The organism is Rhodococcus triatomae, from assembly GCF_014217785.1.
Classification (GTDB): Bacteria; Actinomycetota; Actinomycetes; order Mycobacteriales; family Mycobacteriaceae; genus Rhodococcus_F; species Rhodococcus_F triatomae.
Window position 1 is genome coordinate 3524074 of the sequence record NZ_CP048814.1, and the last position, 15388, is coordinate 3539461.

At 66.7% G+C, this 15388-nt stretch carries 23 protein-coding genes; 16 read left to right on the forward strand and 7 right to left on the reverse strand.

Annotation, left to right across the window (positions count from 1 at the left end):
* Position 1 precedes the first annotated feature (1 nt).
* The 11 genes from rplE to map all read left to right on the forward strand — a co-directional run bounded on the left by rplE (position 2) and on the right by map (position 6412).
* Complete coding sequence (gene rplE / locus G4H71_RS16745; protein ID WP_072739789.1) at positions 2-568, forward strand: 50S ribosomal protein L5; 567 nt, start codon at positions 2-4, stop codon at positions 566-568.
* A 3-nt stretch (positions 569-571) separates the two neighbouring features.
* A complete protein-coding gene (locus G4H71_RS16750; RefSeq protein WP_072739790.1) occupies positions 572-757 on the forward strand; it encodes a type Z 30S ribosomal protein S14 in 186 nt (61 codons plus the stop codon).
* A 156-nt stretch (positions 758-913) separates the two neighbouring features.
* On the forward strand, positions 914-1312 hold the full coding sequence (rpsH, locus tag G4H71_RS16755; RefSeq protein WP_072739791.1) for a 30S ribosomal protein S8: 399 nt from the start codon (positions 914-916) through the stop codon (positions 1310-1312).
* Positions 1313-1323: 11 nt separating this feature from the next.
* Entirely contained in the window at positions 1324-1863 is a 540-nt protein-coding gene (gene rplF, locus G4H71_RS16760) for a 50S ribosomal protein L6 (protein ID WP_072739792.1), read from the forward strand.
* Between the two features lies 1 nt (position 1864).
* The gene (gene rplR / locus G4H71_RS16765) at positions 1865-2272 is read left to right on the forward strand and encodes a 50S ribosomal protein L18 (protein WP_072739793.1); all 408 of its coding nucleotides are present in this window, start codon (positions 1865-1867) and stop codon (positions 2270-2272) included.
* A 46-nt stretch (positions 2273-2318) separates the two neighbouring features.
* Positions 2319-2969: a 30S ribosomal protein S5 gene (gene rpsE, locus G4H71_RS16770; protein WP_072739794.1), complete on the forward strand. Its 651-nt coding sequence runs from the start codon at positions 2319-2321 to the stop codon at positions 2967-2969.
* Positions 2969-3148, forward strand: a complete 180-nt coding sequence (gene rpmD / locus G4H71_RS16775) for a 50S ribosomal protein L30 (RefSeq protein WP_072739795.1) — start codon at positions 2969-2971, stop codon at positions 3146-3148. Before rpsE ends, rpmD begins: the two co-directional genes overlap by 1 nt.
* Positions 3149-3150: 2 nt before the next feature.
* Positions 3151-3591 (forward strand): 50S ribosomal protein L15, encoded by a 441-nt coding sequence (gene rplO / locus G4H71_RS16780; protein WP_072739796.1) that lies wholly within the window; start codon positions 3151-3153, stop codon positions 3589-3591.
* Between the two features lie 150 nt (positions 3592-3741).
* Positions 3742-5055: a preprotein translocase subunit SecY gene (secY, locus tag G4H71_RS16785; protein ID WP_072739797.1), complete on the forward strand. Its 1314-nt coding sequence runs from the start codon at positions 3742-3744 to the stop codon at positions 5053-5055.
* A complete protein-coding gene (locus G4H71_RS16790) occupies positions 5052-5597 on the forward strand; it encodes an adenylate kinase (protein WP_072739798.1) in 546 nt (181 codons plus the stop codon). The genes secY and G4H71_RS16790 overlap by 4 nt, the downstream gene beginning before the upstream one ends.
* Positions 5598-5611: 14 nt before the next feature.
* Positions 5612-6412 (forward strand): type I methionyl aminopeptidase, encoded by an 801-nt coding sequence (gene map, locus G4H71_RS16795; protein ID WP_072739799.1) that lies wholly within the window; start codon positions 5612-5614, stop codon positions 6410-6412.
* Here map and G4H71_RS16800 read toward each other — a convergent pair.
* The 7 genes from G4H71_RS16800 to G4H71_RS16830 all read right to left on the reverse strand — a co-directional run bounded on the left by G4H71_RS16800 (position 6393) and on the right by G4H71_RS16830 (position 13059).
* Entirely contained in the window at positions 6393-7661 is a 1269-nt protein-coding gene (locus G4H71_RS16800; RefSeq protein WP_083343302.1) for an MFS transporter, read from the reverse strand. The two genes, map and G4H71_RS16800, sit on opposite strands and share 20 nt — an antisense overlap.
* On the reverse strand, positions 7658-9013 hold the full coding sequence (locus tag G4H71_RS16805) for an LLM class flavin-dependent oxidoreductase (RefSeq protein ID WP_072739800.1): 1356 nt from the start codon (positions 9011-9013) through the stop codon (positions 7658-7660). The genes G4H71_RS16800 and G4H71_RS16805 overlap by 4 nt, the downstream gene beginning before the upstream one ends.
* Positions 9010-9792, reverse strand: coding sequence for an ABC transporter ATP-binding protein (locus G4H71_RS16810; RefSeq protein WP_072739841.1), 783 nt, complete (start codon positions 9790-9792; stop codon positions 9010-9012). The genes G4H71_RS16805 and G4H71_RS16810 overlap by 4 nt, the downstream gene beginning before the upstream one ends.
* Entirely contained in the window at positions 9789-10664 is an 876-nt protein-coding gene (locus G4H71_RS16815; protein ID WP_072739801.1) for an ABC transporter permease, read from the reverse strand. Before G4H71_RS16815 ends, G4H71_RS16810 begins: the two co-directional genes overlap by 4 nt.
* A 2-nt stretch (positions 10665-10666) precedes the next feature.
* On the reverse strand, positions 10667-11788 hold the full coding sequence (locus G4H71_RS16820) for an ABC transporter substrate-binding protein (RefSeq protein WP_083343300.1): 1122 nt from the start codon (positions 11786-11788) through the stop codon (positions 10667-10669).
* A 280-nt stretch (positions 11789-12068) separates the two neighbouring features.
* Positions 12069-12512 (reverse strand): D-aminoacyl-tRNA deacylase, encoded by a 444-nt coding sequence (gene dtd, locus G4H71_RS16825; protein ID WP_072739803.1) that lies wholly within the window; start codon positions 12510-12512, stop codon positions 12069-12071.
* A 58-nt stretch (positions 12513-12570) separates the two neighbouring features.
* Positions 12571-13059 carry a hypothetical protein gene (locus G4H71_RS16830; protein ID WP_072739804.1) on the reverse strand — a complete coding sequence of 163 codons (489 nt, stop codon included), beginning with the start codon at positions 13057-13059 and terminating at the stop codon, positions 12571-12573.
* 222 nt (positions 13060-13281) lie between these two features.
* On the opposite strand from G4H71_RS16830, the gene infA reads away from it, so the two are divergent.
* The 5 genes from infA (at position 13282) to rpsD (ending at position 15364) form a co-directional block, all read left to right on the forward strand.
* Entirely contained in the window at positions 13282-13503 is a 222-nt protein-coding gene (gene infA, locus G4H71_RS16835) for a translation initiation factor IF-1 (protein WP_003418601.1), read from the forward strand.
* An 84-nt stretch (positions 13504-13587) separates the two neighbouring features.
* On the forward strand, positions 13588-13701 hold the full coding sequence (rpmJ, locus tag G4H71_RS16840) for a 50S ribosomal protein L36 (protein ID WP_005207978.1): 114 nt from the start codon (positions 13588-13590) through the stop codon (positions 13699-13701).
* A gap of 249 nt (positions 13702-13950) precedes the next feature.
* Positions 13951-14322, forward strand: a complete 372-nt coding sequence (gene rpsM / locus G4H71_RS16845) for a 30S ribosomal protein S13 (RefSeq protein WP_072739805.1) — start codon at positions 13951-13953, stop codon at positions 14320-14322.
* Positions 14322-14735, forward strand: a complete 414-nt coding sequence (gene rpsK, locus G4H71_RS16850; protein ID WP_072739806.1) for a 30S ribosomal protein S11 — start codon at positions 14322-14324, stop codon at positions 14733-14735. The genes rpsM and rpsK overlap by 1 nt, the downstream gene beginning before the upstream one ends.
* A 23-nt stretch (positions 14736-14758) precedes the next feature.
* Complete coding sequence (rpsD, locus tag G4H71_RS16855) at positions 14759-15364, forward strand: 30S ribosomal protein S4 (protein ID WP_072739807.1); 606 nt, start codon at positions 14759-14761, stop codon at positions 15362-15364.
* The last annotated feature ends 24 nt before the right edge of the window (positions 15365-15388 follow it).

Here is a 15388-nt window from a genome sequence, read left to right on the forward strand (position 1 = left end):
CATGACCTCCACCGAGAACAAGATCGTTCCGCGGCTCAAGACTCGCTACCGCGAGGAGATCCGCGACGAGCTGAACAAGCAGTTCGACTACGCCAACGTGATGCAGATCCCCGGCGTCGTCAAGGTCGTCGTCAACATGGGTGTCGGTGACGCAGCTCGCGACGCCAAGCTCATCAACGGCGCCGTCAGCGACCTGGCACTCATCACCGGCCAGAAGCCCGAGATCCGCAAGGCTCGTAAGTCCATCGCGCAGTTCAAGCTGCGCGAGGGCATGCCGATCGGTGCGCGCGTCACGCTGCGCGGCGACCGGATGTGGGAGTTCCTCGACCGCCTGGTGTCCATCGCACTGCCCCGAATCAGGGACTTCCGCGGACTCAACGGCAACCAGTTCGACGGGAACGGCAACTACACCTTCGGTCTCAACGAGCAGTCGATGTTCCACGAGATCGACGTGGACAAGATCGACCGTCCGCGCGGTATGGACATCACCGTGGTGACCACGGCGACCAACAACGAAGAAGGCCGTGCCCTGCTCAAGCAGCTCGGCTTCCCGTTCAAGGAGAACTGAGTCATGGCTAAGAAGGCATTGGTCAACAAGGCCAACAAGAAGCCGAAGTTCGCGGTCCGCGCCTACACCCGCTGCCAGAAGTGCGGTCGCCCGCACTCGGTGTTCCGCAAGTTCGGCCTGTGCCGAATCTGCCTCCGGGAAATGGCACACGCCGGCGAGCTGCCCGGCGTCCACAAGAGCTCCTGGTGACGTCCACCGCCGTCCGCTCCGGCGGGCGGCGGTGACCCACCGGAACATCCCGGTCCGTAACCTCGGATCGGGACACACCGTCTTCGCGATAGGCCTGCGCCCACCCTGCTCGGGGCGGGCAGAGGGAACCGTGGCGAGAAAGGTATCAGGTCGACTATGACCATGACTGACCCCATCGCAGACTTTCTGACGCGTCTGCGCAACGCCAACACGGCGTACCACGACGAGGTGTCGGCACCGCACTCGAAGATCAAGGCGAACATCGCCGAGATCCTCAAGCGCGAGGGCTACATCTCGGACTACCGCACGGAGGACGCCGAGGTCGGTAAGAACCTCGTCGTCACCCTGAAGTTCGGACCGAGCCGGGAACGCAGCCTCGCAGGCGTGCGCCGCGTCTCGAAGCCGGGCCTGCGTGTGTACGCGAAGTCCACCAACCTGCCCAAGGTGCTGGGTGGCCTCGGCGTGGCGATCATCTCCACGTCCACCGGCCTGCTCACCGACCGCCAGGCGGCCAATCAAGGAGTGGGCGGGGAAGTCCTCGCCTACGTCTGGTAAGGGAGGCCACCATGTCGCGTATCGGTAAGAAGCCCGTCACCGTTCCCGCCGGAGTCGATGTCGCCATCGCCGGCCAGGACGTCACGGTCAAGGGCCCCAAGGGCACGCTCGCGCTGACCATCGCCGAGCCGATCACGATCGAGAAGGCGGAGGACGGCACGCTGGCCGTCAACCGCCCGGACGACGAGCGTCGCAGCCGTGCCCTGCACGGACTGTCCCGCACCCTCGTCCAGAACCTCATCGTCGGTGTCACCGAGGGGTACACCACCAAGATGGAGATCCACGGCGTCGGTTACCGCGTGGCGCTGAAGGGCAAGGACCTCGAGTTCTCCCTCGGCTACAGCCACCCGGTCCCGATCGAGGCCCCCGAAGGCATCACCTTCGCGGTCGAGTCGCCCACCAAGTTCTCGGTGTCCGGCATCGACAAGCAGCAGGTCGGCCAGATCTCCGCGAACATCCGTCGTCTGCGTCGTCCGGACCCGTACAAGGGCAAGGGCGTTCGCTACGAGGGTGAGCAGATCCGCCGCAAGGTCGGAAAGACGGGTAAGTGATATGAGCCAGACAGCAAACCAGAAAGCCAAGCGGATCCCGCTCGGCAAGGACGTTGCCACCCGGCGCCGCCTCTCCAAGACGCGTCGTCACTTCCGTCTCCGCAAGAAGATCTCCGGCACCCCCGAGCGGCCCCGGCTGGTCGTCAACCGGTCCTCGCGGCACATCCACGTCCAGCTGATCGACGACCTGGCCGGCCACACCCTGGCCGCCGCGTCGACGATCGAGGCCGACGTGCGTGCCGTGGACGGCGACAAGAAGGCGCACAGCGCCAAGGTCGGTCAGCTCATCGCCGAGCGGGCGAAGGCTGCCGGCGTCGAGGCCGTGGTCTTCGATCACGGCGGACACGGATACCACGGCCGTATCGCGGCCCTTGCGGACGCAGCTCGCGAAGGCGGGTTGAAGTTCTGATGACAAAGATTCTCCATGATTCAGTTCTCCACGGAAGGACAGCCTGATGCCGGGACGTCAAAGGCGTGACGGCGGAAGCGGACCCGCCGGACAGAATGGCCCCAACACCGGGGACAGCAACAACAGCCGTGGCGGTCGCGACCGCCGCGACAACCGTCGCGACAACGCTGCGGAGAAGTCGAACCACATCGAGCGCGTCGTCACCATCAACCGCGTCTCCAAGGTGGTCAAGGGTGGTCGTCGCTTCAGCTTCACCGCCCTGGTGATCGTCGGCGACGGCAACGGACTCGTCGGTGTCGGCTACGGCAAGGCCAAGGAAGTTCCTGCGGCCATCCAGAAGGGCGTCGAGGAAGCTCGCAAGAACTTCTTCCGCGTGCCCATGATCGGCAGCACCATCACCCACCCCGTTCAGGGTGAGGCCGCTGCGGGCGTCGTGATGCTGCGTCCGGCCAGCCCGGGTACCGGTGTCATCGCCGGTGGCGCGGTGCGTGCCGTGCTCGAGTGCGCCGGCATCCACGACATCCTGTCGAAGTCGCTCGGTAGCGACAACGCCATCAACGTCGTGCACGCCACCGTGGCAGCCCTCAAGCAGCTGCAGCGTCCCGAGGAAGTCGCGGCTCGCCGTGGCCTCCCCCTCGAAGACGTCGCACCTGCCGGCATGCTGCGCGCGCGTGCACAGGCTGGGAGCGTGAAGTAATGGCGCAACTCAAGGTCACCCAGATCAAGAGCACCATCGGTACCAAGCAGAACCAGCGGGACTCGCTGCGGACGCTGGGCCTCAAGGGCATCCGTAAGACGGTGGTCCGCGAGGACAACGAGCAGAACCGCGGTCTGATCAACGTGGTGCGTCACCTCGTCACAGTTGAGGAGGTCTAACCATGACCATCAAGCTGCATCACCTGCGCCCCGCGCCCGGCTCCAAGACCGACAAGACTCGCGTCGGTCGCGGTGAGGGCTCGAAGGGCAAGACCGCCGGTCGCGGTACGAAGGGCACCAAGGCGCGTAAGAACGTGCCCGTGGCCTTCGAGGGTGGCCAGATGCCGATCCACATGCGTCTGCCGAAGCTCAAGGGCTTCAAGAACCCGAACCGCGTCGAGTTCCAGGTCGTCAACGTCGGCGACATCGCCCGCCTGTTCCCCGAGGGTGGACAGATCACGGTCGAGGATCTCGTTGCCAAGGGCGCGGTCCGCAAGAACCAGCCCGTGAAGATCCTCGGTGACGGCGAACTGACCGTCTCCGTCCAGGTCTCCGCGGACAAGTTCACCGGCTCCGCCAAGGAGAAGATCACCGCTGCCGGTGGCACCGCCACCGAGCTGTGATCTGCTCGAGCTAGCTCGATGGCCGCAGCACGGTCTCACACCGTGCTGCGGCCATTCGCGTCTTTCGTGCCACTGTTAGAGTTCTAGAGTTCATCCCGTGCAGCGTGCCGACATCAGGCATGCTCCCCACACGTCGTGCCAGGAGGATCTTTGCTTTCCGCCTTCGTCTCGGCCTTCAGGACCCCGGACCTGAGGCGGAAGATCCTCATCGCGCTCGGTCTCGTGGCCCTCTACCGGATCGGCGCACTCGTGCCGTCCCCCGGCGTCGACTACGGGAACGTGCGTCAGTGCATCGACGACCTGTCGGGTGGGGATTCGGCGAGTATCTACTCGCTGATCAACCTGTTCTCCGGTGGCGCTCTGCTGCAGCTGTCCGTGTTCGCGATCGGCATCATGCCGTACATCACCGCGAGCATCATCGTCCAGCTCCTCACCGTCGTCATCCCCAAGTTCGAGGCACTCCGCAAGGAGGGGCAGGCCGGTCAGGCCAAGATGACGCAGTACACGCGTTACCTGGCCGTCTCGCTCGCCGTCCTGCAGTCCACCGGCATCGTGGCCCTCGCGGCCCGTGGCCAGCTGCTGCAGGGCTGTCAGGAACCGATCATCGCCGACGACAGCGTCTTCGGCCTCGTGATCATCGTCCTCGTGATGACCGCGGGAGCGGCCGTCGTCATGTGGTTCGGTGAGCTGATCACCGAGCGTGGCGTCGGCAACGGCATGTCGCTGCTGATCTTCGCCGGTATCGCCTCCGGATTGCCGTCCGAGGGCCAGGTGCTGCTCAGCAGCCGCGGTGGCCTCGTCTTCACCCTGGTGCTCGTGGCCGCGCTCGGTGTCATCGCCGGTGTCGTGTTCGTCGAGCAGGGTCAGCGCCGCATCCCGGTTCAGTACGCCAAGCGGATGGTCGGCCGCCGCATGTACGGAGGCTCGTCCACGTACCTGCCGCTCAAGGTCAACCAGGCGGGCATCATTCCCGTCATCTTCGCGTCCTCGCTGCTGTACCTGCCGAACCTCATCGGCCAGCTGACCGGTGCCACCTCGGCCACGGATCCCAGCTGGTGGCAGCGCCTCATCAACGAGTACCTGGTGAACCCGAACAACCCGGTGTATATCGCGCTCTACTTCTCGCTGATCGTCTTCTTCGTGTTCTTCTACGTGTCGATCACGTTCAACCCGGAGGAGCGCGCCGAGGAGATGAAGAAGTTCGGCGGATTCATCCCGGGTATCCGCCCCGGTCGGCCCACCGCCGACTACCTGCACTACGTCCTCAACCGACTGACCGTCGTCGGTGCGATCTACCTCGGTGCGATCGCGACGCTGCCGCACCTGTTCCTGTCCGGCAGTGAGACGGCAACCAGCATCTTCGGTGGTGCGGCCGTGCTGATCCTCGTCAGCGTGTCCCTCGACACCGTCAAGCAGATCGAAAGCCAGCTGATGCAGCGCAACTACGAAGGGTTCCTGAAGTGAGACTCGTCCTCCTCGGTCCTCCCGGTGCCGGTAAAGGCACGCAGGCCGCCATCCTCTCGGAGAAGCTCGGCGTCCCGCACATCTCCACCGGCGACCTGTTCCGCGCCAACATCGGCCAGAAGACGGCGCTGGGCCTCGAGGCGAAGCGGTACCTCGACGCGGGCGACCTCGTGCCGAGCGAGATCACCAACAACATGGTCAAGGAGCGGGTGGCCGAGCCGGACGCCGCGAACGGATTCCTGCTCGACGGATTCCCGCGGACGGTGGACCAGGCCCAGGCCCTCGAGGCGATCCTGGCCGAGCTGCACACCGAGCTCGACGCGGTGCTGTCGTTCGTCGTCGACGAGGACGTCGTGGTCGAGCGCATGCTCGCCCGCGGACGCGAGGACGACAAGGAAGACGTCATTCGCAATCGGCTCCGGGTCTACCGCGAGGAGACCGCCCCGCTGCTCGACCACTACCGGAACCAGCTGGTCACTGTGGACGCGGTCGGCGAGGTCGACGAGGTCAACGACCGGGCCCTGAAGGCTCTGGGCAAGTAGGGATGGGCAGGTAGATGGGATTCGGGCGTCGCCGCAAGGTCGTACCGTTCCGGAGTGCCGGTGAACTCGATGCGATGGCCGCGGCGGGCGCCGTGGTCGGTCGTGCACTGGTCGCGGTGCGTGACGCCGCGAAGCCGGGTGTGAGCACTCTCGAGCTCGACGCCGTGGCGGAGTCGGTCATCCGCGGCGCCGGCGCCGTCCCCTCGTTCAAGGGCTACCACGGGTTTCCGGGGTCGATCTGCTCGTCGGTCAACGACCGGGTCGTGCACGGTATCCCGTCGGAAGAGGACGTTCTCGCCGCAGGAGACCTCGTGTCCATCGACTGCGGCGCCATCCTCGACGGATGGCACGGAGACTCGGCCTGGACCTTCGGTGTCGGTGACGACGTCGCGGCGGAGGACGAGGATCTGAGCGAGGCCACCCGCCTGTCGATGGAGGCGGGTATCGCGGCGATGATCGCGGGCAACCGGCTCACCGACGTCTCACACGCGATCGAGTTGGGCACCCGCGCCGCGGAGAAGGCGCACGGGCGCCGTTACGGCATCGTGGACGGCTACGGTGGCCACGGCATCGGTCGGGAAATGCACATGGATCCCTTCCTCGCCAACGAGGGCGCGCCGGGCAAGGGCCCCGAGCTCGTCGTCGGTTCGGTACTCGCGATCGAGCCGATGCTCACTCTCGGTACCACCGATACCGCCGTCCTCGACGACGACTGGACGGTCGTCACCACCGACGGAACCCGCGCCGCGCACTGGGAGCACACGGTCGCCGTGACGGACAGCGGCCCCCGGATCCTCACGCTCCGCCCGGAGTAGGCAGGGCCGGTCGAGGCGGCGGCCACGGCACGTATCGCGGAATGTAGCGCCAGAGAATTCCCGCGCCGAGGAATGCGACGCCACCCATGGTCACACAGGCCACTCCGAGAGTGGCGACCCCGCCGAGGAGCCCGATTCCGGCCGGCCCCAGGCACATCCCGGTGTCGTGGGCGAGGCGCCACCCGGCGAGGAACTGTGCGCGCGTATCGCTCGGAGCGACGTCCGCCCCGAGCGTCATGATCACCCCGTTGCTCATTCCGCTCCCCAGCCCCAGGACCAGCGCGACGGCGCCGACTCCGGCTGCCGTGGTCGTGAAGGGGAGCGCCGCGTGCGCGGCACCCAATACCGTGATGGCGGGTACGGCCATGAACCGCCTCCCGAACCGGTCCATCAGGTATCCGGCCGGATAGGACGCGAGGACGTCGATGGCCCCGGCCGCGCCGAAGATCAATGCGATCCCCGCAGGGTCGACGCCGACGTGGTTCGCCCACAGCGGGAGCACGACGTTGCGGCTCGCCCTCAGCATCCCCATCGTGAGCGCGCCGGCACCGAGCGTGCCCAGGATCCGCCGGTGGGCGGAGAGCACGGTGCGGACCGAGCGCGTGGCGGCGCCGGGGTCGCGGTCCGGGTCGGGCAGGTCGCGCAGTGTCCCCATCAACACGCCGGCGACCAGGATCGCGAGCAACTGCACCAGGTATGCGGCCGACAGTCCGCTCACGTGGATCGCCGCGGCGCCGGCGAACGGACCGGCGAAGAAGCCCAGCCGATGCATGCCGGCCATGGTGGAGATCGCGCGTGCACGCCGGTGCACCGGCACCGCGGCGGCGAGATACGACTGTCGTGCCAGACCCCAGAGTGCTCCGGCGAGCCCGACGACGAGGATGCCCGCCGCGAGAGAGGCGACCGACCACGAGAACAGGCACAGTAGCGCACCGACGACACCGAGCCCGGTCCCGAGGAGCACCGAACGTCGTTCACCGAGAACGGAGACCAACCGGCCCGCCGGGAGATCGCCGAGCACCATGCCGAGCCCGCCGAGGGCGAGGACGAGTCCGGCGACGGCTACCGAAGCGCCGTGGCCGAGCGCGGACAGCGGAAGCACCGGTGCAGACGCTCCGGTGCCGATCCCGAGGAACGCGCTCGGCACGAAGACGTGTACGACGAGCTTTCCGGTCCCCAGCTCTGTGGGCTGTGCCGAATTCGCACCTTCGGGGCCGAGGACGGTCTCCGCCGGTGTCCGGCCCGTCAACTCACCAGCTCGGTGGATTCGGGGGTGCGGCCCGCGTACTGACTGTCCGGGCGCGGGAGTCCGAGATGGTCGCGAAGCGTGTCTCCGGTGTACTCCGTCCGGAACAGACCGCGTCGCTGCAGGATCGGGACGACCGTGTCGGTGAAGGCTTCGAGCCCGCGCGGATAGTGCGGGGGCATGATGTTGAAGCCGTCCGCGGCGCCCTCGGTGAACCATTCCTCGATGGTGTCGGCCACCTGCTCCGGGGTGCCGGTGAAGACCCGGTGCCCCCGGGCACCGGCGAGCCGGTGCAGCAGTTCGCGAACGGTCGGGTTCTCCCGGTCGACGATCTCCGCGATGACCTGGGTCCGGCTCCGGTTGTTGTCGGTGACCGCCCCGGCGTCGCCGAACAGATCCCGCGGGACGGGGGAGTCCAGATCGAAGGACGAGAGGTCCACACCGGCGAGAGCGGTGAGCTGCCGCAGGCCGTACCGGGGGATGGTGAGTTCGTTGAACTCGCGTTCGAGCCGGTGTGCGGCCTCCTCGGTGTCGGCGATGAAGGGGCTGAGGCCGGGGAGGACCTTCACATGGTCGGGATCCCGCCCTGCGAGGCAGGCCCGGTTCTTGATGTCGGTGTAGAAGGCCTGTGCGTTGTCGAGTGTCTGGTGGGCGGTGAAGATCGCTTCCGCGTACCGGCCGGCGAAGTCCCGGCCGTCGTTGGACGAACCGGCCTGCACCAGTACGGGATGGCCCTGCGGAGACCGTGGTGCATTGAAGGGGCCGCGTACCTCGAGATGCTTGCCGTGGAAGTCGATCGGATGCACCTTCGCCGGATCCGCGTACCGCCCGCCCGGACGGTCCAGGACGACGGCGTCGTCCTCCCAGCTGTCCCACAACTTGATCGCCACGTCCACGAACTCGCGGGCACGTTCGTAGCGGATCGACGGGTCCGGGTGCTCCGGCAGGCCGAAGTTCGCCGCGGCGAGGGCCGTCGACGTGGTGACGATGTTCCACCCCGCGCGACCGCCGGAGACGAAGTCGAGCGTGGAGAACAGACGGGCGAGGTTGTACGGCTCGTGGTACGTGGTCGACGCCGTGGCGATGAGCCCGATCTTCTCCGTCGCGGCAGCGATCGCGGTGAGCAGCACGATCGGTTCGAGGCGGCCCGAGGCGTTGAACTCGGCACTCTGGCGGAGCGCGGGGCCGTCCGCGAAGAAGATCGCGTCGAACCTCGCGGCTTCGGCGGTGCGGGCTATCTGCTGGTAGTAGTCCACGTCGTAGATCCGCTCGGGCTCGGTGAGCGGATGCCGCCACGCTGCCTCGTGGTGCCCGGCGGGATGGATGAAGGCATTGAGGTGGAGCTGGCGAGTCATCGGTCCACTTCTTTCGGGGTTTCGGTGAGACGGTCGGGGGTGTGCTCGACACCGAGTGCGGCGAGTAGCGCCTCGCGGTGTTCGACGAACCGCGGATCGCGGTGTGTCCGCACCGGTCCGAGGTCCAGCTGTCGGTCCGCGACGAATCCTCCGCTGTCGAGAACGAGGACACGATCGGCGAGAGTGACTGCCTCGTCGACATCGTGGGTGACGAGGAGGACTCCGGGCCGATACTTCGCGCACAGCTCCTGGAGGAGCGTGTGCATCTTGATCCGGGTGAGGGCGTCGAGCGCTCCGAAAGGTTCGTCGGCGAGCAGTAGCGCCGGGCCGCGCACCAGGGAGCGAGCCAGGGCCACGCGTTGCTGTTCACCACCCGAAAGCTCTACCGGCCAAGCATTCTCGCGGCCGGCGAGTCCGACGTCCGCGAGCACCGTCCGTCCCCGTGCGCGCGCGTCTGAGCCCGGCAATCCCAGGACGACGTTCGGGAGCACACGGCGCCACGGCAGGAGTCGGGAATCCTGGAACACCACCGACACGTCGGCGGGAACATAGAGATCCCCGGCTCCCTCGACGTCGTAGTCGAGTCCGGCGAGTGCACGCAGCAGCGTGCTCTTTCCCGATCCGCTCCGCCCCAGCAGGGCGACGAACTCGCCCCGGTGGATGGTGAGATCGACGGAATCGAGTACCGTCTTCTCGCCGAAGGCCCGGGTGAGCCCTCGGACGGCGGCGACCGATTCGGCGCCGTCGGTGTCCGGTCGGTCGAGCGTCGCCGCCGTCAGTTCCCCAGTGCTCGTCGCCACGACAGCACCCTCCTCTCGATGACGCGGACCGTGTAGTCGCCGGCCAGTCCGAAGACCGCGTAGACGACCAGCCCCACGACGACGATCTCGAGTTGCCCGTACAGTCGCGCCTGGTTCATCAGATAGCCGATACCGCTGGTGGCGTTGACCTGTTCGACGACGACCAACGCGGTCCACGAAATGGTCACGGCCAGACGCAGTCCGGTGAAGAAGCCGGGCAACGCGCCGGGGAGCGCGACCTCGCGGATGAACTGCCAGCGGGACAGTCCGACGGTTTCCGCGAGTTCGACGTGCCGGGTGTCGACCCCACGGAGTTGAGCGTGCGTGTTGATGTACACCGGGATGAAGACACTGGTCGAGATGATGATGATCTTCATGGTGTCGCCGATGCCGAACCACATGATCGCCAGCGGGATGATCGCCAGGGTGGGAACGGCGCGCTTGATCTGCACGGGCCCGTCGACGAGAGATTCTCCGACCCGGCTCAATCCGGCGACGAGCGCCAGCAGCAGTCCCAGCACGACGCCGATCACCAGAGAAATCGACGCCAGTCGCAGCGACGCAACGATGTTCGTCGGCAGCCGTCCGTCGCTCCACAGCTCGCCGATCGTGTCCAGCACGACCAGAGGGTGGGGCAGCGTGCGTGCGTCGAGGAAGCCGAAGTGCGACCCGGCGAGCCATGCCAGGACGAGGATCACCGGCCCGATCGCCAGCGAGGCGGGAATGGCCTTGCCGGGACCGAGTCTGCGTGCACGTTCGGTTCCCGTGCGGTGTTCGAGGTGGCCGAAGTCGGGGTGGGCGGCTCCGATGGTGGCGGCGGCCGTCGGGGGAGTGATCAACGGGGTAGCCATCCTCACTCCTGCCGCTCGTGCGTGGCGCCGACCTCGGCGACGGTCTCCTCGATGACCTCGTCGAACCGTCGATCGAAGCCGTCCTCCGCCCGGACGCTCACCGGGAGTTCACCGGCGCGATCGAGGACGTCGATGATCTCCTGATGCCGGGCCACGAGTGCGTCGTCGAGTCTCGGGAAGCTCATCGGGCCGATCGAGTCGAGTATCCGACGGCCGTCCTCCGCACTCACGCCCTGGCTCTCGACGTAGTAGGCCTCGATCCACTCGTCCTGGTTCTCGTTGATCCAGTGCTGCGCCCGGATGTATGCGGCCAGGTACGCGCGCAACGCCGCGGCCTTGCCCGCATCCTCGATTGCTCCCCGCCGCGCGTAGATGTAGCTCAACCCCTGGGAGATGGTGCCGTCGATGGTGGCCGGGTCGATGACGCTCGCACCTTCGGCTTCCCAGTCGTTCAGGTACCGCGTGAGCCTGGGTTCGCCGAGAGGAGCCGCGTCGACCTGGTTGGCCGCGAGCGCGTCGCTCACCTCCGCGGACTGGAGCCGTACGAACTCGACGTCGTCGACGGTCGATCCGGCGAGTTCGAGAGTGCGCAGCACCACGGGCTGTTGCGCCGTGCCTTCGGCGTAGGCGATTCGCTGGCCGCGCAAGTCCTCGATCGTGGTGATCGAGGAGTTCGGCGACGTCACCCACCAGTTGGTGTCCTGGCTCAGTTGCCGGGACAGGATGATCGGTACGTCCTCGCCGGAGACCTGCGCGTGGATCGGTGGGGTGTCGCCGACGATCGCGACGTCGGCGGCCTCGGCACGAAATGCCTCGAGAATCGCCGGACCGCCGATGAAGTTGGCGAACTCGAATTCGAACGGGAGCCGGTCCAATTCGCCGGACGCGGCGAGAGCCGTCTGCACGGCCTCCTGCTGGTCGGCGATGACCAGCTTGGTTCCCTCGGGAATCTCGGTGGGGATCGGCGCACTCGCGTCGAGCGTGTCGGCGGGCGCGCTCCCCGAGCACGCGCTCACCGCGGCCGTGGCGGCGAGGATCAGACCGAGGAGCGGTACCACTCGTCGTCGGCGGCCGCGCCGATGCTTCGGCGTCGTGTCGTGGATGGGTGTCGTATGGGCTCGCATGGTCTTTCGAGGCTTCCTGGACGGTGTCACTGGGCGGACGGAACGGAATCGTGCAGTCGAGTGCCGTGCATTCGGCGACATCGCCGGACGGCCCCGGACAGCCCGCGGGAAACCAGCACGCGAGAACCTCCCATCGAGTACGAACGAGTGGAAACGCGGGAACCACGCAAATCACCCACGTCGAGTTCGGTTCAGGATGGTCGGGAAAGGGTTGAGGCACAACGGAAAACCTCAGGGCGATCAGAAAGCCGCGCCGGGGGAGGGGAGCGCCGGTTCCGGGTCAGTGCCCGGCAGTGACCTCGAGCGATACGGTGACCGGCCCGTCGCCCACGGATTCGACACGCATGTGTTCGCCGAATCTGCCGGTCTCCACCGTGGCACCCAGTTCCCGTAGGCGGGAGGCCACCGCCTCCACGAGAGGTTCGGCGACCGGCCGCGGCGCCGCGGCGCTCCACGACGGCCGACGCCCCCGCACGGTGTCGCCGTAGAGGGTGAACTGACTGATCACCAGCAGCGGGGCACCGATGTCGGAGGCGGACTTCTCGTCGTCGAGAATGCGCAGCGCCCACACCTTGCGAGCCAGTTCGTGTGCGGTCGCAGGGGTGTCGGAGTGGGTCACCCCCACGAGGACGAGCAGGCCCTGGGTGGTCGGGTCGATCCGCCCGACGATCTCTCCGTCGACGACGACGGATGCGGAGGTGACTCGCTGGACGATCGCGCGCATGCGCTGATCCTGCCAGTCGCGATCGTGACGCTGCGGGATCGGCCGCGGCGCCCGGCCGTCAGCGCAGGATCTCGACGAGCGCGATCCAGGAGAACAGCACGCCGGACATGACGGCGAGCACACTTCCTGCCGCGACCCAGTAGTAGCCGTCCGGACTTCCGGTGATCAGCACGATCGCGCCGACCGAGAACGCAGCGGGTGCGAGGGCGCCCACGGCGATCTTCGGGACACGCAGCACGGAAGGCTGCCCGGGCTCGCGCAGGATGGAACGGATCGCGACGTACTCCAGCGCCCAGAGGACGAGGACACCTGCCGCGACCTCGAACCCGAGAAGTGTCGCCGACTGGCCGGGTACGAGTGCCAGACACGAGGCGGTCACCGAGAGGACCAGTGCGCCGATCGACGCGGCTGCCCGACTGGGGAGTGTCACCGCCTGCAGGATGCGTTCGATGTTCACCGACATCGCGACGATGAGCAGGCCCGCGAGTGCGGCGCCCGCACCCGCCACCGCGACGTTGAACTCGGACCATGCGTCGAGGGCCTGCACCGTTCGGACTGTATCGAGGCGGGGGAGCCGCAGGGCTCATTTGGCCTGGTGCGATGTTTTCCCGTAACATTGATTGGCGGTGCGCTCTGCGCTCCGGTTGTTCGCGTGTCCAGGTCGAGAACCCTCGTCCCGGCGCGCTGCCGACCGGCAGCGGAAACGGTGCGCGTCACATTAACGGAAGACGATGCAGCCCGCACGTCACCAACACGGATCGCGGAGGATATGGCTAAGAAAGACGGGGCCATCGAGGTCGAAGGACGAGTAGTCGAGCCGCTGCCCAATGCGATGTTTCGCATTGAGCTCGAGAACGGCCACAAGGTTCTCGCCCACATCAGCGGAAAGATGCGTCAGCACTACATTCGCATCCTCCCGGAAGATCGCGTGGTCGTGGAGCTCTCGCCCTACGACCTCTCTCGCGGTCGCATCGTCTACCGGTACAAGTAGAAGCTTCCCGACCACCCAGGTCAGGGGAACAGTGGCTTGCGGCCCCGTGTCGCCGGCCGCCACACAACAGGAGATCAGAACGACGTGAAGGTTCAGCCGAGCGTCAAGCCGATCTGCGAGAAGTGCAAGGTGATCCGTCGTAACGGTCGGGTCATGGTGATCTGCGAGAACCTGCGTCACAAGCAGCGTCAGGGCTGAGTCACCACCTCACACTTCTTCGGGTCTGCTTGGTGACAAGCAACGAGAAGACCTCCCAGCACCAGCCGTGATCCACGGCCATCGGGTTCACACCCACCGGCAGATCGCGGTGCACCCCCGGAACGGAGGCCGGGGCCCCACTGAGTTGAACAGACTCGCCGAGATGCGCGGTTCACCGCACACCTCGGTTGAAAGACGACACAGGGGACGGGCTGGGAGCAGACCTCCGCAACGAGAAGGAAAAGCCACATGGCACGCCTCATGGGTGTCGATCTTCCGCGCGAGAAGCGCATGGAGATCGCACTGACCTACATCTACGGCATCGGCCGTACCCGCTCGCACGAGATCCTCGAGGCCACCGGCGTCAACCCGGACCTGCGCAGCAAGGATCTCGGCGACGACGACTTGACGAAGCTCCGCGACTACATCGAGGGCTCCGAACTCAAGGTCGAAGGTGACCTGCGCCGCGAGGTGCAGGCCGACATCCGTCGCAAGATCGAGATCGGGTCCTACCAGGGCCTGCGCCACCGTCGTGGCCTGCCCGTGCGTGGCCAGCGCACCAAGACCAACGCGCGTACCCGTAAGGGCCCGAAGCGCACTGTCGCCGGAAAGAAGAAGTAATGCCTCCCAAGTCACGTAGCACCGGTCCGAAGAAGACCCAGAAGTCGCGCCGCAGGGACAAGAAGAACGTTCCCCACGGTGCCGCTCACATCAAGAGCACCTTCAACAACACGATCGTCTCGATCACCGATCCCGCAGGCAACGTCATCTCGTGGGCATCCTCGGGACACGTCGGCTTCAAGGGCTCGCGCAAGTCGACTCCGTTCGCCGCGCAGCTGGCCGCCGAGAACGCTGCCCGCAAGGCGCAGGAGCACGGCGTCAAGAAGGTCGACGTCTTCGTCAAGGGCCCCGGCTCGGGCCGCGAGACCGCGATCCGTTCACTGCAGGCCGCCGGCCTCGAGGTCGGCACCATCTCCGATGTCACCCCCCAGCCGCACAACGGCTGCCGTCCGCCCAAGCGGCGTCGCGTCTAAACGGGAAAGGAAGGTAAAGAATCATGGCTCGTTATACCGGTCCCGTCACCCGTAAGTCGCGTCGTCTGCGTGTCGACCTCGTCGGAGGCGATCAGGCCTTCGAGCGTCGCCCCTACCCGCCCGGCCAGCACGGCCGCGCGCGGATCAAGGAGAGCGAGTACCTGCTCCAGCTGCAGGAGAAGCAGAAGGCTCGCTTCACCTACGGCGTCATGGAGAAGCAGTTCCGTCGCTACTACCAGGAGGCGGTCACCCGTCCCGGTAAGACCGGCGAGAACCTCCTGCGGATCCTCGAATCGCGTCTGGACAACGTCGTCTACCGTGCCGGCCTCGCCCGCACCCGGCGTCAGGCACGCCAGCTCGTCACGCACGGGCACCTTCTCGTGAACAACAAGAAGGTCGACATCCCCAGCTACCGCGTCTCCCAGTACGACATCATCGATGTCCGGGAGAAGTCGCTGGCGACGCTGCCGTTCCAGATCGCTCGCGAGACCCAGGGCGACCGCCCGATCCCGGGTTGGCTGCAGGTCGTGGGTTCGCGCCTGCGGATCCTGGTCCACCAGCTCCCCGAGCGCGCGCAGATCGATGTTCCGCTCCAGGAACAGCTGATCGTCGAGTACTACTCGAAGTAACAGGCAGTTCTCGATCACGAGATC